Origin of the sequence: Nonomuraea sp. GTA35 (assembly GCF_041950525.1) — a bacterium.
In the GTDB taxonomy this organism is placed as follows: Bacteria; Actinomycetota; Actinomycetes; order Streptosporangiales; family Streptosporangiaceae; genus Nonomuraea.
Map to the genome: position 1 here is coordinate 198,954 of NZ_JBGNUV010000003.1, position 24,388 is coordinate 223,341.

Consider the following 24,388-nt stretch of genomic DNA (forward strand, 5'->3'; position numbering starts at 1 on the left):
CAGACCGGCTGAGCGTCGGTCCGACGCAGGGGGCCCGTACCGGCTGGGCGCCGGGCTAACGCAGGAGTGCCATGGCGGCGTTGTGGCCGCCGATGCCGCTGACGCCGCCGCCCCTGCGGGCGCCCGCGCCGCACATCAGGATGCGCTCGTGCTCGGTCTCCACCCCCCACCCGCCCTCCTCGGCGTACGGCCAGCTCAGGTCGGTGTGGAAGATGTGACCGCCGGGCAGCCCGGTGTCCCGTTCGAGGTCCACCGGGGTCTTGACCTCGACGCACGGGGTGCCGTCGGGAGCGGTGAGCAGGCAGTCCTCGATGGGCTCGGCGAGGACCGCGTTGATGGAGGCGAAGGTGGCGTCCAGGGCCAGCTTCCTCGCCTTCTCCGGATCTTTCCGGAAGAGCCGGGTGGGCATGTGCAGGCCGAACAGCGTCATCGTCTCGGCCCTGCCGCGCAGGTCGGGCCCGAGGATGGACGCGTCGGTCAGCGAGTGGCAGTAGACCTCGGCGGGCGGCAGCTCGGGGATCTCGCCGCGCGCCGCCTGCTCGTACGCCGCCGCGAGCTGATCGCGTCCCTCGTTGATGTGGAACGTCCCGCTGAAGGCCGCCCGCGGATCCACGGCGGCGTCCTTGAGCCGGGGCAGCCGCGTGAGCACCATGTTGACCTTGAGCTGCGCCCCCTCGGGCAGCGCCGCCTCCGGCCGCCCCATCACCCGGTCGAGCACGGCCGGCGGCAGGTTCACCAGCACGTGCCCGCCGCTCACGGTGTGCTCGCCGTCGTCCGCCACGAACGTCACCTCGCCCGACGGCGAGATGCCGACGATCTCGGCCCCGGTCCTGATCTCGGCGCCCGCCCGCCTGGCCGCCGCCTCCAGCGCGCCGGAGACCGCGCCCATGCCGCCGACCGGGACGTTCCAGTCGCCGGTGCCGTCGCCGATCACGTGGTAGAGGAAGCAGCGGTTGGCCAGCAGGTCGGTGGCCGGGTCGGCGAACGTGCCGATCAGCGCGTCGGTCAGCACGACGCCGCGCACGGTGTCGTCGCGGAACCGCTCGTCCACCGTCTCCCCGATCGGCCGCGCGAACAGGTCGCGCCACGCCTCCTGCCCGACCAGGCGCTCGATCTCGGCCTGCGGTCGCAGGGGTTCGAGCAGCGTGGGAGCGAGGGCGCGCGCCGCCTCGGCGGTCATGCCGTAGAACCGCCGCCACGCCTCGTGGTCGGCCTCGCCGCCCGTGACGTTCCTGAACGAGGCCGCCGTACGCAGGTCGTCCTCGTTGTCGACGAGCAGGCCCGTGTCGCCCTTGGGGGTGTAGGAGGCGTACCGGCGGCGGCGCAGCTCCAGGTCCAGCCCCAGGTCGCGGACGATCCGGGTGGGCAGCAGGCTCACCAGGTAGGAGTACCGCGACAGGCGCACGTCCACGCCGGGGAACGCCCGCGCGGATACCGCCAGGCCGCCCACGTGCGCGTATCGCTCCAGCACGAGCACCCGCCGCCCGGCCCCGGCGAGGTACGCCGCCGCGACCAGCCCGTTGTGCCCGCCCCCTGCCACGACCACGTCATACGAAGCCACCTTCGCACCCTACGACCCGCCCCGCCCCACCCGTCAACGCGCCCCACCTGTCAACGCGCCGCGCACCTCACCGGCCCGCGCCCACCTCGCTCAGGAGCACCGCCCCGGCGGCGGGGTCGTCAGCCGGTCAGGGGCGGGTCGCGATGGCCAGAAGGGTCGCCGCGGGGCCGGTCAGCGGGCGGCCTCGGCGCCACACCGCGCGCAGGCTGCGGACCAGGTTGACCCCCGTGAGCGGCACCTCCACCAGCCGCCCCGTCGCCACGTCGGACTCCACCGCGTACCCGCTCAGCACCGCCGGCGCCACCCCGGCCTGCGCCGCCCCCTTCACCGCCGAGTTCGATCCCAGCTCCAGCCGCGGGCTGGCCCGATGCATCGCGGCGAACGCCACGTCGAGCGTCTCCCGCGTACCGGAGCCGGTCTCCCGCACGACGAGCGGCGTGGCGGCCAGTTCCGGCCCCCTGAGCACGGTGCGGCGGCGCGCCCACGGATGCTCGGGCGCCACCACGACCACGAGCCGGTCGGTCCCGACGACCCGCACGGCCAGTCCGTCCGGCACGCTCGGCCCCTCGACGAACCCCAGCTCCACCTCCCCGGCCAGCACCCGGGCCGCGACGTCGGCGGAATTGACCACGTCCAGCCCCACCTGGACGTCGGGCTCCCGGTGCTGCAGCTCGCCGAGCCAGCGCGGCACGAGGTACTCGGCCACCGTCATGCTCGACGCCACCCGCAGATGAGCGGCCTCGCTGAGACGTACGGCCTGGGCGGCGCGCATGAGCTCCTGGGCCGCCGCGAGCACCTGCGTGGCCCAGCCGGCCACCATCTTGCCCTCGGCGGTGAGCGTGGAGCCGCGGGGGGTGCGTTCGAGCAGGGGAAGGCCGAGACGGCGTTCGAGCAGGGCGATCCGCTTGCTGGCGGACGGCTGCGCGATCCCGGCCGCCCTGGCCGCCCGCCCGAGGCTGCCCAGCTCGCCGACGTCGACGAGGAGCTTGAGCGAGTCGAGATCCGGCAGCGCACTCATAGCCTCAGGCTATGGCCTTCCAGGCAAGGCATGGCTACCGGGCGTCCCTCCCGCGCCGAAGACTGGGATCATGCTCACCACCCCGCGCGACCCCGCCGCCCGCGACCCCCTGCAGCGGACCCGGCCACGCCTGGTGCGGGGTCACCGGCCGCGCCCGGACGGGCCGCCCCGGGGAACGCGCCGCGAAGCACCGGAGCCTCGATCGGGGCGCCCCGCCTGGCCCGGCTCCCGGTGGAGCGCCTTCGGTGAGGCGGGTGGCCGGTGGATGGGGCGTACGACGGCGCGGATCGGCCTGCTGTGGCCGGGGGTGGCCGTGGCGGCCGTGGCGGTGGCGTTCGCGACGCTCGTCAACCGGCTCGTCCCGGCCCTCACCCCGGCGGTCGTCGCCGTCGCGGCCGGAGCGGCCGTGGCGAGCGTGGTGGGCGTCGGCGAGCGGCTGAGGCCGGGGCTCGCGTTCGTGTCCAGGCGGGTGCTCCGGGTGGCGATCGCCCTGCTGGGCCTGCAGATCGCCGTGCCTCAGGTGCTGGCGCTCGGCTGGCAGAGCCTGGCCGTCGTGGCGGTGGCGACCGGCGTGACGTTCGCCGTGACGCCGCCGATCGGGCGCAGGCTGGGCCTGAGCCGCGGCACGTCCCTGCTCATCGCCACGGGCGTGGCCATCTGCGGCGCCGCCGCCATCGCCGCGATGCGCGAGAGTACGGACCTGCCCGACGAGGACGAGGCCGCCGCGAGCGCGCTCGGCGTCGTGGTCCTGTACGGGAGTGCGGCCATCGCCCTGATCCCCCTGCTGGCGGGCCTCATGGACCTGTCGGCGGCCCAGCTCGGCGTGTGGACGGGCGCGGCCGTGCACGAGGTGGCGCAGGTGGCCGCGATCGGCGCCGCCTCGGGCGTGCTGGCGACCGCCGTGACGGTCAAATTGGGCCGCGTCGTCCTCCTAGCCCCGATCGTGGCACTGACGACCTACCGCGAGCGATCCGCCCAGAACGCGGCCGCGGCGGGGGCGGCCGGCCCGGAGCGGCGGGAGGGTGGGCGGAGGCCGCCGGTGGTGCCGCTGTTCGTGGCCGCGTTCCTGGCGATGGCGGCCGTGCGGAGCACCGGGCTGGTGCCCGCGGCGGTCACCGGCGCGCTCCCCGGCGTGACGAACGTGCTCATGGCCGCCGCCCTGTTCGGCCTCGGCACCGGCATCGACGTGCGCGGACTCCTGCGGGGCGGCCGGGCGGCGCTGCTCGGCGGCATCGCCACGGCGATCATCGCGGCCACATCCCTGGCCGGGGTCGCGCTCCTCGTGTGATCCTCGGAGTGGACGGCCGGGCCAGGGGCCCGTACCCTGCTCCATTTGGAACAAATACCGCGAAAGTGGCCGTTCCCCGTAGGCAGGCCCAGGACCACTCAAGGAGCACGAAACTCACCATGCGCAGCACCACCGACTCCATCCTGCAGCCGTCCGACGAGGTCGCCGAGGCCCTGGCGGCGGGCGCGCCGGTCGTGGCGCTGGAGTCCACGATCATCTCCCACGGGCTGCCGCAGCCGCGCAACCTGGAGGTGGCGCGGGAGCTGGAGGGAGTCGTACGGGCGGCGGGCGCCGTACCGGCCACGATCGCCGTCCTGGACGGCGTGCCCCGCATCGGCCTGGACGAGGTGGAGCTGGAGCGCATCGCGTCCGAGCCCGGGCTGCGCAAGCTGGGCCAGCGCGACCTGCCCCTGGCGGCGGCGCTGAAGGCCAGCGGCGCGACCACGGTGTCGGCCACGTCGTTCCTGGCCGCGCGCGCCGGGATCCGGGTCTTCGCCACCGGCGGTCTCGGCGGCGTGCACCGCGGCTGGACCGAGGACCAGGACGAGTCCGCCGACCTCGACACGCTCGCCCGCACGCGGATCACCGTCGTCTGCGCGGGCGTGAAGTCGATCCTCGACGTGCCGGCGACGCTGCAGCGGCTGGAGACGCGCGGCGTGAGCGTGGTGGGGTTCGGCACGGACACCTTCCCCGGCTTCTACCTGCACTCCTCCGGCCAGCCGATCGACTGGCGGATCGAGTCGCCCGACGAGGCCGCGGCCATCATGCGCGGCCAGGACGTCCTCGGCGGTCCCGAGACCGCGCTGATCGTGGCCAACCCGGTCCCCGAGGACCAGCAGCTCGACCCGGAGCTGCACGACCGCGTGCTCGGCGAGGCGCTGGCCGCCGCCGAGCGCGAGGGCGTCAAGGGGCAGGCGATCACCCCGTTCCTGCTCGGCTACCTGGTGAACGGCACCGGCGGCGCCTCGCTGGAGGCCAACCTGGCCGCCGTGCGCGGCAACACCGCCCTGGCGGCCCGGATCGCCGTCGCCTGGGCCAGACCGTGACCGGCAACGCCCTCCTGATCATCGGGGACGTCGTCACCGATGTGGTGGCGTTGCACGGCTCCCCGGTGCGGGCCGGTACCGACACGGCGGCCGACATCGTGCTGCGCCCGGGCGGCTCCGGCGCGAACACCGCCGCCTGGGCCGCCCGCCTGGGCGCCGAGGTGCACCTGCTGGCCAGGCTCGGCTACGACAGCAGCGAATGGCACACCACCGAGCTGGTCAAGACGGGCGTGCACCCGCACGTGGCGGTGGATCCCGACCGTCCCACGGCCGTCGTGATCGCGATGGTGGATCGCAGCGGTGAGCGCTCGATGCTCACCAACCGCGGCGCCGGCGGCCTGATCTCGGCGGCCGACTGGGACCCGGCCCTGCTCGACGGCGTGACGCGGCTGCACCTGTCGGGCTACATCCTGTTCGCCGAGGCCGGGCTGGGCCTGGCCAGGCGGGCCATGGCGGACGCGGCGGCGGCCGGCGTCGCGATCAGCATCGACCCGGCCTCCACGGGCCCGCTGCGCGACTTCGGCGTTGAACGTTTCACCCGCGAGACCGCGCCCGCCGGCCTGATCATCCCGAACCTCGACGAGGCCCTTCTCCTCAGCGGTGCCCGGACGGCGGAGCAGGCGGCCGTACACTTGAGTGAGAGATATGGCACAGCGGTGGTGAAGCTGGGCGCACAGGGCGCGCTGGCCGCCGTGGACGGCGAGGTGGTGGCGACCGCTGAGGGGGTGTCCGCCGAGGTCGTCGACTCCACGGGGGCGGGTGACGCGTTCGCCGCCGGGTTCCTCGCCGCGAAACTGCTCGGCGCCGGCGAACAGGCCGCCTTGCAGGCCGGTTGCCGTGCTGGTGCGGAATGTGTGGCCCAGGTGGGCGGCCGTCCACGGTACGGTTTGGATCTGAACCGTCTTTACCCTATTCACACTGATTGATAGCTTGCCGCGTAGGCTGCACCATTAGCCACATGCGTTACGGGCAGCACCACGCGGCTCACTGGGGAGGATAAGGTCCGCCGATGGAAGTCGAGTCATCGATCTGCCTGAGCGACCTAGTCCCTGCGCTGCGTTGGAGCCGCCCGCAGCAGGTGGCCGAGGCGCTGGGGGATCCGCGCCTGCCCGCGGGGTGGTGGTCCTCTCTCGCGCTGTCCAAGGCGCTCGGCACGGCGGGGCTCGACTGGATCTGTGACCGGCTGGCCCGGCTGGCCTCCTCCCGCTGGGACCACCTGCCGCTGGCCGACCTGCTGCCCGCCCTGACGGTTCACCACATCGATCCCGCGCTGCCGGGCTGGCCCGAGGCCACTCGTACGGCGATCACCGGCCTCGGCGGCTGGCAGCGGCTGCGCCGCCTGTCGCCCAGCGACCTGACGACCCCGTCGGCCACGCCCGAGGCCGTGATCGGGTCCGTCTTCCGCGAGATCCTCGGCCGCATCCCGGCCCAGCGCGAGGTTCCCGTCGCCGCCGCCCCGGCAGGCCATCCGGAGGTCACCCGGCCGCTCCAGCGAGGCCAGGCGCCCGCCTCCTCCGCCGGTACGGGCTCGTTCGCCGCGCAGCCCTCGCCGGCGGCCGGGCCGCGCCAGACCGGCTCCTTCCCGCTTCCCGCCGCCGCCGACAGCGGCCCCGGGGCACGCCAGACGGGCTCCTTCCCGGCGGTGCCCGGCGAGCGCCAGACCGGCTCCTTCCCCGCCGTACCCGGCGAGCGGCAGACGGGTTCTTCCCCGTCGGTGCCCGGTGAACGCCAGACCGGCTCCTTCCCGGCGGTGCCCGGCGAGCGCCAGACGGGCTCCTTCCCCGCCATACCTGGGGAGCGCCAGAGCGGCTCCTTCCCGGCCGCGCCGGCCGCCGACGCGGCGCCCGGGTCCTTCCCCGGCGCACCGCAACAACCCTCGGAACGCCAGCCGGGCTCCTTCCCCGGCGGGCCGCAGACTCCCGAGCGCCAGCCGGGCTCCTTCCCCGCTCAGCCCCCGGCCGACGGCACGCCCGGGTCCCGCCAGACCGGTGCCTTCCCCGCCGTGCCAGGCGAACGCCAGACCGGCTCCTTCCCTGCCGTACCGGGGGAGCGCCAGACCGGTTCGTTCCCCGCCGTACCCGGCGAACGCAACACAGGCCCCTTCCCCGCGGCCGACGGCACGCCGGGGTCGCGCGAGACGGGCTCGTTCCCCGCGCAATCCCCGGGCGGGCCGCGTCAGGGGTTCGCCGGCGAGGGCGGCCTCCCGCAGCGCCCGGCCCCCGGCCAGCAGGAACGCCTCCCGCAGCGCCCCGCGGGCCCGCAGTCCGGGCGCCAGGACCCGAGCGCCCTCCCGCCCCGTCCCGGCACGCCCGGCCCCGTCCCAGGCGCGCCGGGGACACCCGGTTCCGTCCCCGGCACGCCCGGTTCCGTCCCCGGCACTCCGGGCGCCGCAGTTCCCGGCTCGAACGCCGGCGCGCCAGGTTCCGCCACCGGCGTCCCCGGCTCCCGTCCCGGCGCCTCCCCGCTTCCCGGCGCGCCCGGAGCCACCCCGGCCGGCTCGATCCCGCCCCTCCCCGGCGGCGCCGACCCCGCCAAGGGCTACTCCGCCCCCGTCCCCTCGGACACCGACCACGCGATGGTCCGGGTCGTGGACAGCCTCTTCCGCAGCCTGGACAAGCTGGAGCTGGCCGTCGCCGTGCACCGGCTGTTCGCCGAGGACCCGGTCAGCCTGCGTACGCTCGCCCACAAGATGCTGGTGGAGCGGGAGGCGCTCTCCCAGGCCCAGCGCACCGCCGAGGAACGCGTCCTGCAGTGGCTGCGCTCCTCCGAGTCCGCGCCGGTCACCGGCCACATGTTCCGCCTGACCGAGTGGCTGGGCGCCGCGGCCACCGAGGATCAGCTCATCGGCGCGGACCCGGCCCACCCGGTGATGGTCCCCTCGTTGCGCACGCCGCTGTGGCGGGTGCTGGTGACGCTGATGCCGGACCGCCGCCTCCAGGACGGCTGGCTCGTCGTGGGCGACATCCACGGCCTGCAGGCCCGTACGAGGCAGCTCCTGGCCTCCAGCTCGCCCGACGCCGACGTCGTGGAGCTCATGAGCGAGCTGGGCATCCGCGCCCACTCGGCCAAGGCCTGGCTCGACGCGCTGCCTCCCGAGACGGGGCCCGGCCAGGTGTCCGCCGCACCGTCGCCGGCTCAGCCCCTCCCCCGCCGCACGCCCGGCGCCAACGGCCACCACCACCGCGGCGGCCAGCCCATCCCAGCGGCGACGGCCGGATCCATCGACCCCTCCGCCGCGCTCGCCACGCTGTCGGCGCTGTCGGGCGGCCGCTCGTCGATGCTGCCCGCCGGCGGCCTGGCGGGCACCCCGTCCACGCCTCCTCCGCCGCTGCCGAGCCCGTCCTCCGACCCGCGCCGCTGGCAGCGCATCGAGGTCACGCCCGAGCACCTCAGGGGCGGCCCGGTGGCGGTGCCCGAGGGGTACGCGGCGCAGCTCGGCATGCGCCCCGGCACCCTGCTGTCGGTGACGGGGCCGGGCGACAACGCGATCGTCCTGGTCTGGCAGGGTCACCAGCCGGTCTTCGACTCGCTGCAGCCCGTCCTCATGCGCCTGAACGCCCGCCCGGGCGACCAGGTGTACGTCACGGTGGACGGCTACCGCCTGGAAGCCCAGCTCACCGCCTGACGCCGCCCTCCCCGGGCTCCTCCGTCGGGAAGAAGATCGCGCTCAGCACGTACGGCACGCGCCCCGCCCCCGGCCCGTTGCCCGCGCGGGCCCTGAGCACGTCCCGCAACTCGATCGCGACCTCCCCCATCTCCTCAGGGGTGAGCCACAGCGTGCCCTGCCGGTACCCCACGCGGTCGGCCTCCGGATCGGCCGCCGGCCGGTCGAGATAGGCGTTGAACTCGGCGAGCAGCGCCGCCATGGCCGCCGCGAACCCGTGCCGGTGATCCTCCAGCGTCATCGACCTGGCCGTGTCGAGGTCGATGTCGGTGGCATCCCGCCGTAGCCGGTAATGGCGCTCCACCACCCCCCGCACCCGCTGCTCGCCGGCCACCTCCAGCAGCCCGGCGTCGGCGAGCAGGCCGACGTGCCGGTACAGGGTCGTCTTGGGCACGTCGGGCAGGCTCTCGCACAGCTCGGACGTGGTGCGGACCCGCCCGCCCGACAAGGCCCACATGATGCGCAACCGGATGGGATGCAAGATCAGCTCAAGCGTGTCCATTTCCCAATGTTCCCATACCTGGTACTGTTCCCAAAGTTAGGAACATTGAGGGAGGGCGCCCCGTGACGACGACAACGCAGGCCAGGCTCGGCGACCAGGCGGTCATCCCGCTGCGGACGCTCGATCCGGCCGCCCCGCTGGACGACCTCGAGTGGGTGGACGACGCGATCGGCGACGCCCGGGTGGTGGCGATCGGCGAGAGCGCGCACTACAACCGCGAGACCTACGAGCTGCGCCACCGCCTCCTGCGCTACCTGGCCGAGCGGCACGGGTTCGGCGCGTACGCGATGGAGACCGGCTTCACGGAGGGCGGGCGGACCGACGCCTGGGTCCGGGGCGGAGACGGGCGGCTGGGCCAGATCATGGCGAGCGGCCTGACCTCGCTGACCGGCCTGTGGCGGCAGATGGGCGCGCACCTGGAGTGGATGCGCCGGCACAACGCCACCGCCGGGCGCCCCGTCGGCTTCTACGGCATCGACCTGGGCGGCCAGAACGCCTCCCTGCTGCCCGGCCTGGACGCCGTGTCCGCCTACCTCGCGCAGGCCGACCCCGGCTTCGGCATCGACCCGGCCATCCGGGAGACGGCCGCGGCCTTCGCGGCGACGTCCGCGTTCGCCGCCCCCGCGACCATGGCCGCCTACGCGCAACTCCCGGCCGGGACGAAGGACGCGCTGACGGCGGGCCTGGCCGACCTCGCCGCACGCCTGAAGGGCCGGCGCCTGGAGTACGTCCGGCGCACCGGCGCCGAGGCGTACGAGCGGGCGCTGCGCTCCATGCGGCTCGTCGTCACGCTGGAGGCGGTCGTCCGCGACATGAGCCGCGGCGACCAGCGGAGCGTGATGTACAACCGAGACGCCGAGATCGCGGACACGGTCGAATGGATCCTGCGCAGGGAGGACCGGATCGTCCTGGCCGCCCACAACGGTCACGTCCAGCGCTGGCCCGGCGTGCTCCCCGGCATGGACCCGGTGACCCCGATGGGCATGCACCTGGCCGACCGGCTCGGCGAGGACTACCTGGTCATCGGCGCCACCTTCGGCACCGGGCAGATGCTCAACGCCGACGCCGCGGCCTTCCAGGCCGGCACGCTCTTCGCCCCCGCGCAGCCTCCGGAGCCCGGCAGCCTGGACGCCCTCATGCACGCCAGCCACGACGGCCCCTTCGTCACGGACCTGCGGCGGCTGTCGCCCGCCGACGCCGAGGCCGTCCGCGCCGCCACCGTCCAGCGCGCCGGTTTCGGCTCGTTCCACGCCCCCGTGAGCCCGCTGGACGCCTACGACCTCGTCGTGCACCTGCCCCACGTCACGGGCGCCGAGCCCGACGAGAGCGCGCTGGCCTGCTCGCCCCCGGAGGTGCGGGAGGTGTTCTCCCACTACAAGCCGCAGTGACGCGTCCTGGCACCCGCCACGTCGCAGCGGGCGTCAGTCGAACAGGCGCATGCGGTGGGCCGTGGCCGCCGCCTCGCCGCGCGTGGCCGCTCCCAGCTTGGCCAGGATGTTGGACACGTGCACGCTCACCGTCTTGACCGAGATGACCAGCTCCTCGGCGATCTCGCGGTTGCTCCGGCCGCTCGTCACCTCCCGCAGCACCTCCAGCTCGCGAGCCGTGAGCCCGAGCGGCTGCCCGCCGGCGGTCTCCTCCGGGCCGCCGCCGATCCTGGCCCGCCGCGCGAAGGCGTCGAGCTGCTCCAGCAGCGGCGTGGCGCCGAGCTCGCGGGCCAGGTCGCGGGAGCGGGTGATCCGGGCCGCCGCCCCCTGCCGGTCGCCGGACGCGAGCGCCGCCCGCGCCGCGGACATCAGGCAGAGCGCCTCGGCGTACGGCTCCCGCAGCGCCTCCCACGCCCCCACCGCCAGGTCCCACGCCTTGAGCCGCCAGGCGACCGCCTCTGCGGCGTGCTCCAGCGGCGCCTCGGGCCCGGTCAGCGCGCCGAACGTGAGCCGGTGCGCCTGCTGCAGATCGCCCTCGGCCAGCAGCTCCCCGCCGAGCGCCCGCAGCCGCGGCAGCAGCGACAACGCGAGCCGCGCGACCGCCCCGAGCTCCGCCGCCCTCGGCTCCGTGAGCTCCGCGGGCTCCCTCGGACCGGTCCCGGCGAGGCCCGCCGTGGCGTCCAGGAGCCGCGACGACGGCACCACGGCCCAGACGAGCTGCGCCACGGCCACCAGCACCGGCCAGGAGTAACGCGGGTTGCTCACCAGGTCGCGCTCGTCCAGGGCGCGCGCCGCCGTCTCCACGGCCTGGTCGAGCTGCCCCCGCGCCTGCAGCAGCCGGATCTCCCTGCACAGGTGGGGCAGCGTCGTCTGGTCCCGGTAGCTGCCCCGTGACAGCACGCTCCGCGACGCCTCCAGCAGCTTCTCCGCCCTGTCGAACTGCCCGCGCGCCAGCGCGATGTCGGTGGCAAGGCCCTGCAGGCTGGCCCGGTAGGGGGCGGGCGGCGCCAGTTCGAGCGCGTGCTCGACCACCTGGAGGGCCTCGTCCCAGCGGCCGAGCGACACCAGCGGCTCGGCCAGGTTGATCGACAGGAACGTGCCCGACGTGCGGGCCAGGCCGTACTGGCGGGACTCCTCGACCCCCTCGCGGGCGACCTGCGCGGCCCGTTCGTGCATGCCGGCGCCCTCCAGGGCGTCGGACTCGGAGATCGCGCACCGCATCAGCGCGTTGTACGCCTCGTCGCGGGAGGCGATGCGGCGCGCCTCGGCGAACGCGGCGAGCTGGGAGTCCATGTCGGAGTAGCAGGAGTGGCCCCAGGTGAGGCTGATCATCGCGTGCGCCTCGACGTTGGCGTCGCCGACCTCGTGGCCGATCTCCATGGCGTGCCGGGCCGTGGCCTGCCGCTCCTGCCGGTCCTCCGGGCGGTGGAGCATGCGCGACAGGCTCTCCAGCACCTGGCCGCGGAGCTTGAGCTGGTCGGCGGGCACGAGAGCGGCGGCCGCGCGCAGGTCCTCGAGGTGGCCGGGGCGGCTCAGGTCGTAGCGGGTCAGGCCGCGCTGGCGCAGCAGCATGGCCGCCCTGATCGGGTCGACGCAGTGGTCGAGCTCGTCGAGCGCGGCGCTGGCCATGGCGATGCTGCGCTCGTACTCGCCGGACAGGTGCGCGACCGTGGCCGTCTGCCTGAGCACGTCGATGCGGTCGGCGCCGATGCGCTCGGCCGCGTCGGGCACCTGGTCCCACAGCTCCAGCACGCGGGACAGCATGCGGAGCTGCTCGTCGTAGGCGGTGGACTTGCGGGCCGCGGCGGCGGCGTGCCAGGCGCTGGTCAGCGCCCAGGTGGAGTCGTGGGCGGAGTGCCAGTGGTGGGCCAGCTCGATCGCGCCGCGCGGGGCGGGCAGGATCGACAGGTCGCGCTCCAGCGCCTCGGCGTAGCGGGTGTGCAGGCGGACGTGCTCGCCGGGCAGCAGGTCGTCGTGGAGCGCCTCGCGGATGAGCGCGTGGCGGAAGCTGTAACCCTCGCCGTCGACCACCAGCACGTTGCCCGCCACCGCGGGCCGCAGGGCGCGCGACAGCGCGCCCTCGTCGAGCCCGGCGACGGCGCTGAGCAGGGCGTGCTCGATGCGCTGGCCGCCGGCGCTGGCCACGCGCAGCAGCTCCTGCGTCTCCTCCGGCAGCCGCTCGACGCTGGCCAGCAGCAGGTCGCGCAGCGACTCGGGCAGCGCCTCGCCGCCGCCGCACTCGTTGAGCAGCGCCTCGACGAACAGCGGGTTGCCCTCGCTGCGCGCGTAGATGAGGTCCATGTCGGCGGGGGACGGCTCCCGCTCCAGGATCCCGGCCGCCAGCGCGACGGCCTCCCTGCGGGTGAGCCTGCGCAGCTCGGCCCTGGTCACCCACTCGACCCGGCCCAGCTCGGCGAGCAGCGGCCGCAGCGGGTGGTTGCGGTGCAGCTCGTCGGTGCGGTACGTCACCACGATGAGCAGGCGGGCCGCCGTGCGCTGGTAGCGCACGAGGAACGTCAGCAGGTCGCGGGTGGAGCGGTCGGCCCAGTGGGCGTCCTCCACGATCAGCACCACGGGCCGCTCCTCGGCCAGCCGCTCCAGCAGCCCGAGCACCTGCTCGAACAGCCGCGCCCTGGCCTCGGGCCCGTCCTTGCCCGGCTCCCCGAACTCGGGCAGCAGCCGCCCCAGGGCCCGCGCGTTGCCGCCGGGCACGAGCGCGGCCACCGCGTCGCGGCCCAGCTCGCGCACCAGCCCGCGCAGCACGGCGGTGAACGGCGCGAACGGCAGGCCCTCCGTGCCCAGCTCCAGGCAGCCGCCGACGAGCACCAGGGCGTCGCCTGCCCGGTGGTCGACGAACTCCTTGACCAGCCGCGTCTTGCCGACCCCGGCCTCACCGCCCACCAGCACGGTGGACGACGCCCCGGCCCGCGATCGGGCCAGGCCGTCACCGAGAGCGGCGAGCTCGCGGGCACGCCCGACGAACAGAGGGCTCACGGCATGGATACTCACGCCCCAAGGATGCCATCCGCCTGAGACAGAAACATCCGCCAGCCCCCGCTGTACGCGCTCAGCGGAGGACTCGTGCGCGGGAGTGCTCAGCGCAGGGGCTCGCGAAAGGGCCGAGGCAGAACCTCGTGGAAGGGCTCAGCGCAGGACCTTGCGGAAGAACGTGGCCGACGCCTCGTACCCCAGCGCATGGTAGAACTCCGGCGCCCGCCGCGTCGCCATCGCCACGTACCCGGCCTCGCGCGACCGGGCCCACCGCTCGAACTCCTCCAGCAGCGCCCGCCCGATCCCCTGCCGCCGCGACCCCGACTGGACCATGGCCTCCTCGACCCAGGCGACCGGCCCGTTCGCGAACAGCGTCAGATGCACGAACCCGAGCAGGTAACCGTGCACCCGTCCGCCCACGACGGCAGTGAGCAGCAGGGCGTCGTCGTTGGCGAGCAACGCGGGCAGCGCGGCGTCGAAGGCGTCGCGCTCCGGCCTGAACGTCAGGCCGAACTCGCGGGCCAGCGCGAACACCTCGTCCGCGTCCGACTTCTCCGCCCTCCTGATGAGAAGATCGTCAGCCGTCATGACCAACGACCCTAGATCGTCGCGAGCGCATTTAGCAAACACCTGTTCACAGGTCGCCCAGCCCGAGTTGCCGCGCGATGAGCATCCGCTGCACCTCGCTGGTGCCCTCGCCGATCTCCAGGATCTTGGCGTCGCGGTAGAAGCGCCCGACGGGGAACTCGTTCATGAACCCGTACCCGCCGAAGATCTGCGTCGCCTCCCGCGAGTTGTCCATCGCCGCGTTCGAGGAGACCAGCTTGGCGATCGCCGCCTCCTTCTTGAACGGCGCCCCGGCCACCATCTTCTCGGCCGCGTGGTAGTAGGCCAGGCGGGCGGTGTGCGTGCGGGCCTCCATGTCGGCGATCTTGAACTGGATGGCCTGGTAGTGGCCGATCGGATGGCCGAACGCCCTTCGGTCCCTGACGTACTTCAGGCACTCGTCCACGCAGCCCTGCGCCAGCCCCACGCCGAGCGCCGCGATCGCGATGCGGCCCTCGTCGAGGGTCTGGAGGAACTGGGCGTAGCCGCGCCCGCGCTCGCCCAGCAGGTTGCCGGCGGGGACGCGGCAGTCGGTGAACGACAGCTCCCGGGTGTCGGAGGCGTTCCAGCCGACCTTGGAGTACTTCTTCGACACCGCGAACCCGGGCGTGCCGCTCGGCACCAGGATCGTGGAGATCTCCCGCTCGCCGGTGAGCGCGGCCACGCCGACGACGCCGGTGATGTCGGTGCCGGAGTTCGTGATGAACGCCTTCGTCCCGTTGATCACCCACTCGTGGCCGTCGAGCACGGCCGTGGTCCGCATCCCGCCCGGCACGTCGGAGCCGCCGCCCGGCTCGGTGAGCCCGAACGCGCCCAGCCGCTCCCCCGAGGTCAGCCTGGGCAGCCACTGCCTGCGCTGTTCCTCGGTGCCGTACCGGAAGATCGGCATCGCGCCCAGCGACACCGCCGCCTCCAGGGTGATGGCCACGCTGGAGTCGACCCTGGCCAGCTCCTCCAGGGCCAGGCAGAGGGCGAAGTAGTCGCCGCCCATCCCGCCGTACTCCTCGGGGAACGGCAGGCCGAACAGCCCCATCACGCCCATCTGCCGCACGACGTCGTACGGGAACTCCTCCCGCTCGTAGAAGTCGCCGATCACCGGCGCGACCACCTCACGGGCGAACGCCTCTACCGTCTTGCGCAGCTCTTCGTACTCGTCGTTGAGCATGTCTCAGCCTTTCGAAAGCGCCTGTACGACGCGGGACGGGCTGGGCCTGCCGAGCAGCTCCGCCAGCCAGGTGCTGGTGGACACGAGCTTGCCCAGGTCGAGGCCGGTCTCGATACCGAGGCCGCGCAGCATCCAGACCAGGTCCTCGGTGGCCAGGTTGCCGGTGGCGGACTCGGCGTACGGGCAGCCGCCGATGCCGCCCGTGGAGGCGTCGATGGTGGTGACGCCCGATCTCAGCGCTGCCAGGGTGTTGGACAGCGCCTGTCCGTAGGTGTCGTGGAAGTGCACGGCCAGCCGCTCCGGCGTGCGGAAGGCCTCGATCAGGGCCGTGACGTGACCCGGGGTGCCGACGCCGATCGTGTCGCCCAGCGACAGCTCGTAGCAGCCCAGCCCGAGCAGCCGCTCGCCGACCGTGACGACCTGCGCGATCGGCGTGGGCCCCTCCCAGGGGTCGCCGAAGCACATCGACACGTAGCCGCGCACCTTGATCCCGTTGTCCAGCGCCCTGGCCACGACCGGCTCGAACATCTCGAACTGGCTCTCCAGGCTGCGGTTCAGGTTCTTGGCGGCGAACGTCTCGGTGGCGCTGGCGAAGATGGCGATCTCGTCCACGCCCAGGTCGAGGGCGCGGTCGAGGCCGCGCAGGTTCGGCACGAGCACGGGGTAGCGCACGCCCGGCTTCCTGTGCAGCCTGGTCAGGAGCTGCTCGGCGTCGGCGAGCTGCGGCACCCACTTCGGGTGCACGAAGCTGGTCGCCTCGATCACCTTGTGCCCCGCGTCCGCGAGCCGGTCGATGAGCTCGGCCTTCACCTCGACGGGGATGACGGCGGACTCGTTCTGCAGGCCGTCGCGCGGGCCGACCTCGTAGATCGTGACCTGGTGCGGAAGACCTTCCATGGGGTACGGCATCACGCCTCCTCGCTGGTGACCACGGCCAGGACGGCGTCCATGTCGACCGGCTGGCCGGCCCGTACGGACAGCTCGGAGACGACGCCGTCGCGCGGGGCCGTGACCGTGTGCTCCATCTTCATGGCCTCCACGATGAGCAGCGGCTGGCCCTCGTTCACCCGGTCGCCCTGCTGCGCCTTGACCACCAGCACGGTGCCGGGCATGGGGCTCCTGACCACGCCGTCGGCCGCCGAGGCGGCGCCCGCGCGGTCGCCGGGGTCGCCGATCAGGTGCCGGGTGAGCGGCCAGGACGCGCCGTCCCTGCCGAGCCAGAGGGTGTCGCCGTCGCGTACGCAGAGGTAACGCGTGGTGCGCCCGCCGATCGTGACGGCCAGGTCGCTGCCCGGCCGGATGCGCGCCCGCACCGCTTCGCCGTTCATCAGGACTTCGGCGGACTCCTCGGGCAGCCCGCGGACCTGGATCGCGTGCACGCCGTCCCTGGACTCCAGCCGCCACGTCGTCCAGGCCTGCTCCCCGATCCGCCACCCGTCGGTGACCTCCCACGGGTCGTCGCCCTGCGGCATGGCGTGGAAGACCAGCGCCGCCGCGGCCTGGACCTCCTCGGGCGGCGCCGCGTCCGGCACCAGTTCGGGCAGGACGCGCTCGACCAGGCCGGTGTCCAGCTCGCCCGCCACGACGGCCGGATGCGCGGCCAGGGCCCGCAGGAACGGGATGTTGGTCACCACGCCGAGGACCGCCGTCCCGGCCAGCGCCCGGTCCAGCGCCCTGAGCGCCGCGGCCCGGTCCGGCGCCCAGGCGACGACCTTCGACAGCATGGGGTCGAACTCGCTGCCGACGACGCCGCCCTCGACCAGCCCGGAATCCACCCGGACGACCGCCCTCCCACCGGAGCCCGGCCCGCTCGGCATCCCGCCGCCAGAAACCGGGCCGCTCGGCACCGCGCCGCCGGAGACCGCGCCGCTCGGCACCCCGCCGCCGGAGACCGGCCCGGGGCCCGCGTCGCCGGGTTCCCGCAGCGTCAGGATCCGGCCGCCCGTCGGCAGGAAGCCGCGCGCCGGATCCTCGGCGTACACGCGGGCCTCCACCGCGTGGCCGTCGAGCCGCACGTCCTCCTGCCCGAACGGCAGCCGCTCCCCCGCCGCCACCCGCAGTTGCAGCTCCACCAGGTCCAGGCCGGTCACCAGCTCGGTGACCGGATGCTCGACCTGCAGCCGGGTGTTCATCTCCATGAAGTGGTAGGCGCCGGTGGTGCCGTCCACGATGAACTCGACCGTGCCGGCGCCCACGTACCCGACCGAGCGGGCGGCCTCCACCGCCGCCGCGCCCATGCGGGCCCGCGTCTCGGGGGAGACGAAGGGCGACGGGGCCTCCTCGATGATCTTCTGGTGCCTGCGCTGGAGGCTGCACTCGCGCTCGCCCAGGTGGACGACGTTGCCGTGGGTGTCGGCGAGGATCTGGATCTCGATGTGGCGGGGGTTCTCGACGTACCGCTCGATCAGCAGCGTGCCGTCACCGAACGCGGCCAGCGCCGTACGCCGCGCCGACTCCAGGGCGTCGGGCAGCTCGGCGGCCGACCGGACCAGCACCATGCCCTTGCCCCCGCCGCCCGCGGACGGCTTGATCAGGGCGGGGAAGTCGCGCCACTCCTCCAGCCCAGGCTCGGTGGCGCCGGGCACCACGGGCACCCCGGCGGCGGACACGGTGGCCTTGGCGCGGATCTTGTCGCCCATCGCGTCGATGGCGGCGGCCGGCGGCCCGACGAACACCACCCCGGCCTCGGCGCAGCGCCGCGCGAACGCGGCGTTCTCGGCGAGGAACCCGTAGCCGGGATGCACCGCCTGCGCCCCGGAGGCCAGCGCCGCGCCGGCGATGGCCTCGATGTCCAGATATCTCGGCACCTCGAGGGCGAGGTCGGCCTCGCGGACGTGCCTGGCCCCCGCGTCGGACGGCGTGTGCACGGCCACGGACGCGATGCCGAGCCCGCGCAGCGTGCGCGCGATCCGTACGGCGATCTCGCCCCTGTTGGCGATCAGAACACGGTCGAACAGCATGCGTCACATCCGGAAGACGCCGTAACCGGCGGGCTCGAGCGGCGCGTTGGCCGCCGCGGACAGCGCCAGGCCCAGGACCGTGCGGGTGTCGAGCGGGTCGATCACGCCGTCGTCCCAGAGCCTGGCCGTGGAGTAGTAGGGGTTGCCCTGGTGCTCGTACTGGGCCCTGATCGCGTCGGGGTCGGCGTCGCCGACCGTGGTGAGGACGTTCGCGGCCTGCTCGCCGCCCATGACCGAGATGCGGGCGTTCGGCCACATCCACAGGAACCTGGGCGAGTACGCCCGCCCCGCCATCGCGTAGTTGCCGGCCCCGAACGACCCGCCGATCACCACCGTGAACTTGGGCACCCGGGCGCACGCCACCGCCGTCACCATCTTGGCGCCGTGCTTGGCGATGCCGCCCGCCTCGTAAGCCTTGCCGACCATGAAGCCGCTGATGTTCTGCAGGAACAGCAGGGGGATGCGGCGCTGGTCGCACAGCTCGATGAAGTGCGCGCCCTTCATCGCCGACTCGCTGAACAGGATGCCGTTGTTGGCCAGGATGCCCACCGGGTGCCCGTGGACGTGGGCGAAGCCGGTGACGAGCGTCGATCCGTACTCGGCCTTGAACTCCAGGAAGCGCGAGCCGTCGACGATCCTGGCGATCACCTCGCGCACGTCGTACGGCTGGCGGGTGTCGGCGGGCACCAGCCCGTACAGGTCGCGGGGGTCGTGGGCGGGCGGCTCCGGCGCTATCGTCCGCCAGGGCCGCTCGGCGCGCGGGGCCAGCGTGGAGACGATGTCGCGGACGATGGCCAGCGCGTGCGCGTCGTCCTCGGCCAGGTGGTCGGTGACGCCGCTGACGCGCGCGTGCAGGTCGCCGCCGCCCAGCTCCTCGGCCGTGACCTCCTCGCCGGTGGCCGCCTTCACCAGCGGCGGGCCGCCCAGGAAGATCGTGCCCTGGCCGCGGACGATGACCGCCTCGTCGCTCATGGCGGGCACGTACGCGCCGCCGGCCGTGCAGGAGCCGAGCACGGCGGCGATCTGCGGGATGCCGCGCGCGGACATCGTGGCCTGGTTGTAGAAGATGCGGCCGAAGTGCTCGCGGTCGGGGAACACCTCGTCCTGCCGGGGCAGGAACGCTCCACCGGAGTCCACGAGGTAGACGCAGGGCAGGCGGTTGTGCAGCGCCACCTCCTGCGCGCGCAGGTGCTTCTTGACCGTGATCGGGTAGTACGTGCCGCCCTTGACGGTGGCGTCGTTGGCCACGATCACGCATTCGCGGCCGGAGACGCGGCCGACGCCGGTGATGATGCCCGCGGCCGGGGCCTGGTCGTCGTAGAGGCCGTTCGCGGCCAGCGGCGACAGCTCCAGGAAGCGGGAGCCGGGGTCGAGCAGGCCGTCGACGCGCTCGCGCGGCAGCAGCTTGCCGCGCTCCACGTGCCGCCGCCGCGACCGCTCGGGGCCGCCGAGCGCGGCGGTCGCGAGGCGTTCGAGCAGCTCGGCGGCGAGCCGCTCGTTGAGCTCGGCGTTGTGCTTGTACGCCTTGCTCCCGGGCTCCACAGCCGTCTTCAGCACCGGCCATTCGCTCCTCATGGCTCCAGATGTTAGTCATCATTAACGTCATCGTCTAGCATGTGAGACGTGACCACCGCCTCTGACACCCCTACCCGCAGCCGGCGCAACAGGCGCGCGGAGATCCTGGAGGCGGCCGCCCGGCTGTTCGCGGCCCGCGGTTTCCACGGCGTGTCGATCGAGGACATCGGCGCCGCGGTCGGCGTCTCGGGGCCGGCGCTCTACCGGCACTTCGACGGCAAGGACGCCCTGCTGTCGGAGATGCTGCTCGACGTCAGCTCGCGGCTGCGCGAGTCGGCCGTCACGGTCGTGACCGGCTCCGCCGGCCCGGACGAGACGCTGGACGCGCTGCTCGACGTGCAGATCACCTTCGCGACGGACCATCCGGCGCTGATCACCGTGCACGACAGGGAGCTGGGCAACGTGCCCGAGCCGGCGCGCCGGCAGATCAGGCGGCTGCAGCGGCTCTACGTCGAGGAGTGGGTGACGGTGCTGGCCGAGCTGCATCCGGAGTGCCCCGCGGCGCGGCTGCGGGCGGCCACGCACGCGGTGTTCGGCCTGCTCAACTCGACCCCGCACAGCGCGGGCGAGCTGCCCGCGCAGGACATGCGCCCGATGTTGCACGCGATGGCCCGCGCGGCCATCGCCGCGTGCGTTCGTTAAGGCTCGTTAACTTAACGCCATCGCCTTGTCGGCTCAACTATCGAGATATATCGTCAGCATATCTCGATAGTTGGAGGCGATCATGCGCGACCATCACGAGTTCTGGGACGCTCCCCCGCCCCCGCCGCCCCCCTACCCTCCACCGGGGCCGGTGGCGATGCCCTTCCCGCCCGGCGCGCCCCCGCCGCCGCACCACGTCGTCCACTGGCAGCAGCCCCCGCCCCGGATCCGCCGCGGCGACGTCAGAGCGGCCCTGCTGGCCCTGCTCCACGAGGGGCCGCGGAACGGCTACCAGATGATCCAGGGCATCGAGGAGCGCAGCCGCGGGGTGTGGCGGCCCAGCCCGGGATCGGTCTACCCGGCGTTGCAGCAGCTCGAGGACGAAGGGCTGGTGACCGGGGACGAGTCGGGCGGGAGCCGGAGATACCGGCTGACCGAGCAGGGCCGCGCGCAGGCCGCCAGGCACGCCGACGAGGCTCCCTGGGAGGAGGTCGCCCGCACGGTCCCCGACGACCACCACGAGCTGCGCCTGCTGTGGGCCCAGCTCGACGAGACCTTCAGCCACCTGGTGCGGACGGGCAGCGAGCGGCAGCTCGCCGAGGCCAGAAAGCTGATCAAGCAGACGCGCAGGTCCGTCTTCCAGATCCTCGCGGAGGACTAGATGCCCGCGGACGCGGCGGTGTCCGTACGCGGATTACGGAAGGCGTACGGGAAGGTCGAGGCCGTCAAGGGCGTCGACTTCGAGGTGCGTCCCGGTGAGGTGTTCGGGTTCCTCGGCCCGAACGGCGCCGGCAAGACCACCACCATCAGCATGCTCTGCACCCTGGTGAACCCCACGGGCGGCAGCGCCACGGTCGCCGGTCACGACGTGGTCAAGGAGCGCGACCAGGTACGCAGGAACATCGGCCTGGTCTTCCAGGACCCCACCCTCGACGGCTACCTCAGCGCCCAGCAGAACCTGCGCTTCCACGCCGAGCTGTACGGCGTGCCGAAGGGCGCGGTGCACGACCGGATCCGCAAGGTGATGGAGATGGTCGCGCTGTGGGACCGCAAGGACGCCAAGGTCATGACGTTCTCGGGCGGCATGAAACGGCGGCTGGAGATCGCGCGCGGGCTGCTGCACTCGCCCCGCGTGCTGTTCCTCGACGAGCCCACCGTCGGACTCGACCCGCAGACCCGCTCGGCCATCTGGGGCTACATCAACCAGTTGCGGCTCATGGAGGACATCACCATCTTCATGACCACGCACTACATGGACGAGGCCGAGTACTGCGACCGGATCGCGATCATCGACCACGGCCGGGTCGTGGTCATCGACTCCCCCGAGGCGCTCAAGGCCGGCGTCGGCAAGGACCGCGTACAGATCCAGACCCCCGACGATCCCGCGGCGATCGAGGCGCTGCGGGAGCGGTTCGGACTGGAGGCGGCCGTGCACGAGGGCGCGGTGACGTTCGCGGTGGCGTCCGGCGAGCAGTTCGTGCCGCGGCTGTTCGCCGAGCTCGGCATCCCGATCAAGTCGGTGAGCGTGTCGCGGCCGTCGCTCGACGACGTGTTCATGTCCTACACCGGCTCCACGATCCGCGACGCCGAGGCGGGCGACGACACCATGGCGTGGATGAGAGCGATGGCGAGGCGATAGTCATGGCGTCAGAGGCCATCGGCGTCCGGGTGCCGGCCCGCGGCGCCGGGCACGACCTCCGGGCCGTCAAGATCGTGCTGCACCGCGAGATGCTGCGCTTCGTCAACGACCGCACCCGGATGTTGTCGATGCTCGTGCAGCCCGTGCTGTGGCTGTTCGTCATGGGGACGGGGCTGGGGTCGCTGGTACAGGGGTCGATCCCCGGGGTCGACTACCGCACCTTCATGTACCCCGGCATGATCTCCATGACCGTGATCATGACGGCCATGTTCTCGGCCGGGTCCATCGTGTGGGACCGCGAGTTCGGCTTCCTGCGGGAGATGCTGGTCGCGCCCGTGTCGCGGGGGGCGATCGTGATCGGCAAGTGCCTGGGCGGGGCCGTCGTGGCCGTCGGGCAGGGCATCGTCATCCTGGCGATGGCGGGACTGGTGGGCGTGCCGTACGCGCCCGGCCTGATCGTCACGCTGCTGCTGGAGATGTTCCTGGCGGCGTTCACCATCACGGCCTTCGGGGTGACGCTGGCCGCCCGGATGAAGAACATACAGACCTTCTTCGGGCTGATGCAGATGGCGATCATGCCGATGATGTTCCTGTCGGGGGCCATGTTCCCGCTGGCCAACCTGCCCTCGTGGCTGCACGTGCTGACCGTGGTGAACCCGATGACGTACGCGGTGGACCCGATGCGGCAGGCCGTGTTCGCGTACCTGGACGTGCCGGCGGCGGCCGAGGCGATGCTCAATCCCGGGGTGCGGTGGTTCGGCTTCCAGGTGCCGGTGGGGCTCGAGCTGGGGATCGTGGCGGGGCTGGGGGTGGTGTTGCTGGGGGTGGCGGTCCTGCAGTTCCGCAGGGCCGAGTAGGACGAGGCCCGGGGCAGGTGCCCCGGGCCTCGTCGCGGTGTTCAGGTGGTCAGCGCTTCACGCGGACGTAGTCCGTACGGCTGTGATCGCCGTAGGTGTCCCCGTCGCCGCCGAACACGAACTTCCAGTGTCCCGACTTCCAGGCCTTGGCCTTCGTGTAGAGCCGCCCGCTGTCACCGGACGAGGTCGTCCTCACGAACTGCCACTTCTTCGAGCCCAGCGGCTTGAAGAACAGCGCCACCTTGGCCGAGTAGCCCTCCCACGAGCCTTCGTCGTCGATCTGCAGCAGGCCCCTGAACCTCAGGTACTTGCCGCGCTTGACCGGCTCCGGGTAGGCGTTGAACTTGATCACCCGGGTGTCCGCCTTCTCCGCCGGCGGCGGGGCGGGCTGGTTCACCTTCACCCAGTCGGGCCTGCTGACCGAGCCGTTGACGCCGCGCGTGCCGCGGTACTCGGCACGCCACCAGCCTGAGGTGACGGCTTCGGCGGAGGCGCCGAAGCGGCCGTGGCGGCCGGTCACGTCGCTGGTGACGTACTCCCAGCGGCTGGAGCCGTCGGCCTTGAAGAAGATCGACACGCGCTGGCCGGGCAGGCCGCCGCGGCCCTCGACGCGCAGGGCGCCGGAGAAGGACAGCCTGTCGCCCTTGTCCACCGGCTCGGGGCCGGCGTCGAAGCCGGCGATGCGGCTGCCGAGGCTGGCGCGCCTGACGTCCACCCTGTCGGCGTCGCTGACGGAGGCCCTGGCGGTGCCGGTGGCCGCGAACTCGGCGCGCCACCAGCCGGTGGCGTTGGCCTGGACGCGGGCGCCGAACCAGCCGCCGCGGCCGGTCGTCACCTTGGCGGCCTCGCGGTAGGTGTCCGAGCCGCGCTCGCGGAAGGTGATGGACACGCTCTGGCCGGCGTAGCCGTCGCCGTCGGCGAGGAGGCGGCCGGTGACCCGGATGGTGTCGCCCTTGTCGACGAGGTCCGGGCTGGCGTCGAGGTCGCCGATCTTGGTGGTGAGCGCCTTGACGACGTCGAACGAGCCGGACTGGGTGACGGAGCCGCCCTCGCCGGAGGCGGTGGCGGCGTAGTTCCACTTGCCTGCGGCTCCGGCGCCGAAGGACTTGGTGCCCGTCCACTTCAGCCCGCCCGTGACGGCCGTGGACGTGACGTTGACGGTGTCACCGTTGAGCTTGAGGCCGGCCGTGGTCGCGTTCGTCGTGGTGAACGTGAACGTGACGCTGACATCGCTGTCGAAGACCACGACGGGCGCGGCCGGGCTGAGCTCGACCTTGGTGATGGTGGGGGTGGGGGCCGCCGACGCCGCGGGCGTGGCCAGGGCCATCGTCCCTGAGACGCCCAGTACGAAGGCTAGGGCGGCGACACGGATGCGTTGTAACATGCGGGTTCCTTTCTGGAGACCCCATTGGTCCAACGCGGCATTGAGGGTGCCACGTGTGCTCTA

19 protein-coding genes are annotated in these 24,388 nt (G+C 73.3%); 9 read left to right on the forward strand and 10 right to left on the reverse strand.

What is annotated here, in order from left to right; genetic code table 11:
• Positions 1-55 precede the first annotated feature (55 nt).
• Positions 56-1,561 (reverse strand): phytoene desaturase family protein, encoded by a 1,506-nt coding sequence (locus tag ACBJ32_RS14150; RefSeq protein ID WP_375127087.1) that lies wholly within the window; start codon positions 1,559-1,561, stop codon positions 56-58.
• A gap of 127 nt (positions 1,562-1,688) precedes the next feature.
• Complete coding sequence (locus ACBJ32_RS14155; RefSeq protein ID WP_375127088.1) at positions 1,689-2,579, reverse strand: LysR family transcriptional regulator; 891 nt, start codon at positions 2,577-2,579, stop codon at positions 1,689-1,691.
• 70 nt (positions 2,580-2,649) lie between these two features.
• Here ACBJ32_RS14155 and ACBJ32_RS14160 point away from each other — a divergent pair, with 70 nt between their 5' ends.
• From ACBJ32_RS14160 to ACBJ32_RS14175, 4 genes are all read left to right on the forward strand, one after another.
• Positions 2,650-3,867, forward strand: coding sequence for a YeiH family protein (locus ACBJ32_RS14160; RefSeq protein ID WP_375127089.1), 1,218 nt, complete (start codon positions 2,650-2,652; stop codon positions 3,865-3,867).
• Positions 3,868-3,986: 119 nt separating this feature from the next.
• A complete protein-coding gene (locus tag ACBJ32_RS14165) occupies positions 3,987-4,913 on the forward strand; it encodes a pseudouridine-5'-phosphate glycosidase (RefSeq protein WP_375127090.1) in 927 nt (308 codons plus the stop codon).
• Entirely contained in the window at positions 4,910-5,839 is a 930-nt protein-coding gene (locus tag ACBJ32_RS14170) for a carbohydrate kinase family protein (protein ID WP_375127091.1), read from the forward strand. The genes ACBJ32_RS14165 and ACBJ32_RS14170 overlap by 4 nt, the downstream gene beginning before the upstream one ends.
• An 83-nt stretch (positions 5,840-5,922) precedes the next feature.
• Positions 5,923-8,538: a hypothetical protein gene (locus ACBJ32_RS14175; protein WP_375127092.1), complete on the forward strand. Its 2,616-nt coding sequence runs from the start codon at positions 5,923-5,925 to the stop codon at positions 8,536-8,538.
• Here the strand turns inward: ACBJ32_RS14175 and ACBJ32_RS14180 are convergent.
• Positions 8,528-9,079 carry a helix-turn-helix domain-containing protein gene (locus tag ACBJ32_RS14180; RefSeq protein WP_375127093.1) on the reverse strand — a complete coding sequence of 184 codons (552 nt, stop codon included), beginning with the start codon at positions 9,077-9,079 and terminating at the stop codon, positions 8,528-8,530. The two genes, ACBJ32_RS14175 and ACBJ32_RS14180, sit on opposite strands and share 11 nt — an antisense overlap.
• Positions 9,080-9,141: 62 nt before the next feature.
• Between ACBJ32_RS14180 and ACBJ32_RS14185 the strand changes: the two genes are divergently transcribed.
• Positions 9,142-10,467, forward strand: coding sequence for an erythromycin esterase family protein (locus tag ACBJ32_RS14185; protein WP_375127094.1), 1,326 nt, complete (start codon positions 9,142-9,144; stop codon positions 10,465-10,467).
• Between the two features lie 33 nt (positions 10,468-10,500).
• Here the strand turns inward: ACBJ32_RS14185 and ACBJ32_RS14190 are convergent, their stop codons facing one another.
• From ACBJ32_RS14190 to ACBJ32_RS14215, 6 genes are all read right to left on the reverse strand, one after another.
• Positions 10,501-13,500, reverse strand: coding sequence for a helix-turn-helix transcriptional regulator (locus ACBJ32_RS14190; protein WP_375127095.1), 3,000 nt, complete (start codon positions 13,498-13,500; stop codon positions 10,501-10,503).
• A 150-nt stretch (positions 13,501-13,650) separates the two neighbouring features.
• Positions 13,651-14,085: a GNAT family N-acetyltransferase gene (locus ACBJ32_RS14195; protein ID WP_357869248.1), complete on the reverse strand. Its 435-nt coding sequence runs from the start codon at positions 14,083-14,085 to the stop codon at positions 13,651-13,653.
• Positions 14,086-14,131: 46 nt separating this feature from the next.
• Positions 14,132-15,268, reverse strand: coding sequence for an acyl-CoA dehydrogenase family protein (locus ACBJ32_RS14200; RefSeq protein ID WP_375127096.1), 1,137 nt, complete (start codon positions 15,266-15,268; stop codon positions 14,132-14,134).
• A 3-nt stretch (positions 15,269-15,271) separates the two neighbouring features.
• Positions 15,272-16,177 (reverse strand): hydroxymethylglutaryl-CoA lyase, encoded by a 906-nt coding sequence (locus ACBJ32_RS14205; RefSeq protein ID WP_357869243.1) that lies wholly within the window; start codon positions 16,175-16,177, stop codon positions 15,272-15,274.
• A complete protein-coding gene (locus ACBJ32_RS14210; protein WP_375127097.1) occupies positions 16,177-18,228 on the reverse strand; it encodes an acetyl/propionyl/methylcrotonyl-CoA carboxylase subunit alpha in 2,052 nt (683 codons plus the stop codon). The genes ACBJ32_RS14205 and ACBJ32_RS14210 overlap by 1 nt, the downstream gene beginning before the upstream one ends.
• A 3-nt stretch (positions 18,229-18,231) precedes the next feature.
• Entirely contained in the window at positions 18,232-19,803 is a 1,572-nt protein-coding gene (locus ACBJ32_RS14215) for a carboxyl transferase domain-containing protein (protein ID WP_375127098.1), read from the reverse strand.
• A 48-nt stretch (positions 19,804-19,851) separates the two neighbouring features.
• Here ACBJ32_RS14215 and ACBJ32_RS14220 point away from each other — a divergent pair, with 48 nt between their 5' ends.
• From ACBJ32_RS14220 to ACBJ32_RS14235, 4 genes are all read left to right on the forward strand, one after another.
• A complete protein-coding gene (locus tag ACBJ32_RS14220) occupies positions 19,852-20,445 on the forward strand; it encodes a TetR/AcrR family transcriptional regulator (RefSeq protein ID WP_375127099.1) in 594 nt (197 codons plus the stop codon).
• An 82-nt stretch (positions 20,446-20,527) separates the two neighbouring features.
• Positions 20,528-21,106, forward strand: a complete 579-nt coding sequence (locus ACBJ32_RS14225) for a PadR family transcriptional regulator (protein ID WP_375127100.1) — start codon at positions 20,528-20,530, stop codon at positions 21,104-21,106.
• Complete coding sequence (locus ACBJ32_RS14230; protein ID WP_357869229.1) at positions 21,107-22,084, forward strand: ATP-binding cassette domain-containing protein; 978 nt, start codon at positions 21,107-21,109, stop codon at positions 22,082-22,084.
• 2 nt (positions 22,085-22,086) lie between these two features.
• Positions 22,087-22,941 (forward strand): ABC transporter permease, encoded by an 855-nt coding sequence (locus tag ACBJ32_RS14235; RefSeq protein ID WP_375127101.1) that lies wholly within the window; start codon positions 22,087-22,089, stop codon positions 22,939-22,941.
• Positions 22,942-22,990: 49 nt separating this feature from the next.
• Here ACBJ32_RS14235 and ACBJ32_RS14240 read toward each other — a convergent pair whose 3' ends face one another.
• Positions 22,991-24,325 (reverse strand): hypothetical protein, encoded by a 1,335-nt coding sequence (locus tag ACBJ32_RS14240; RefSeq protein ID WP_375127102.1) that lies wholly within the window; start codon positions 24,323-24,325, stop codon positions 22,991-22,993.
• Between the last annotated feature and the right edge of the window lie 63 nt (positions 24,326-24,388).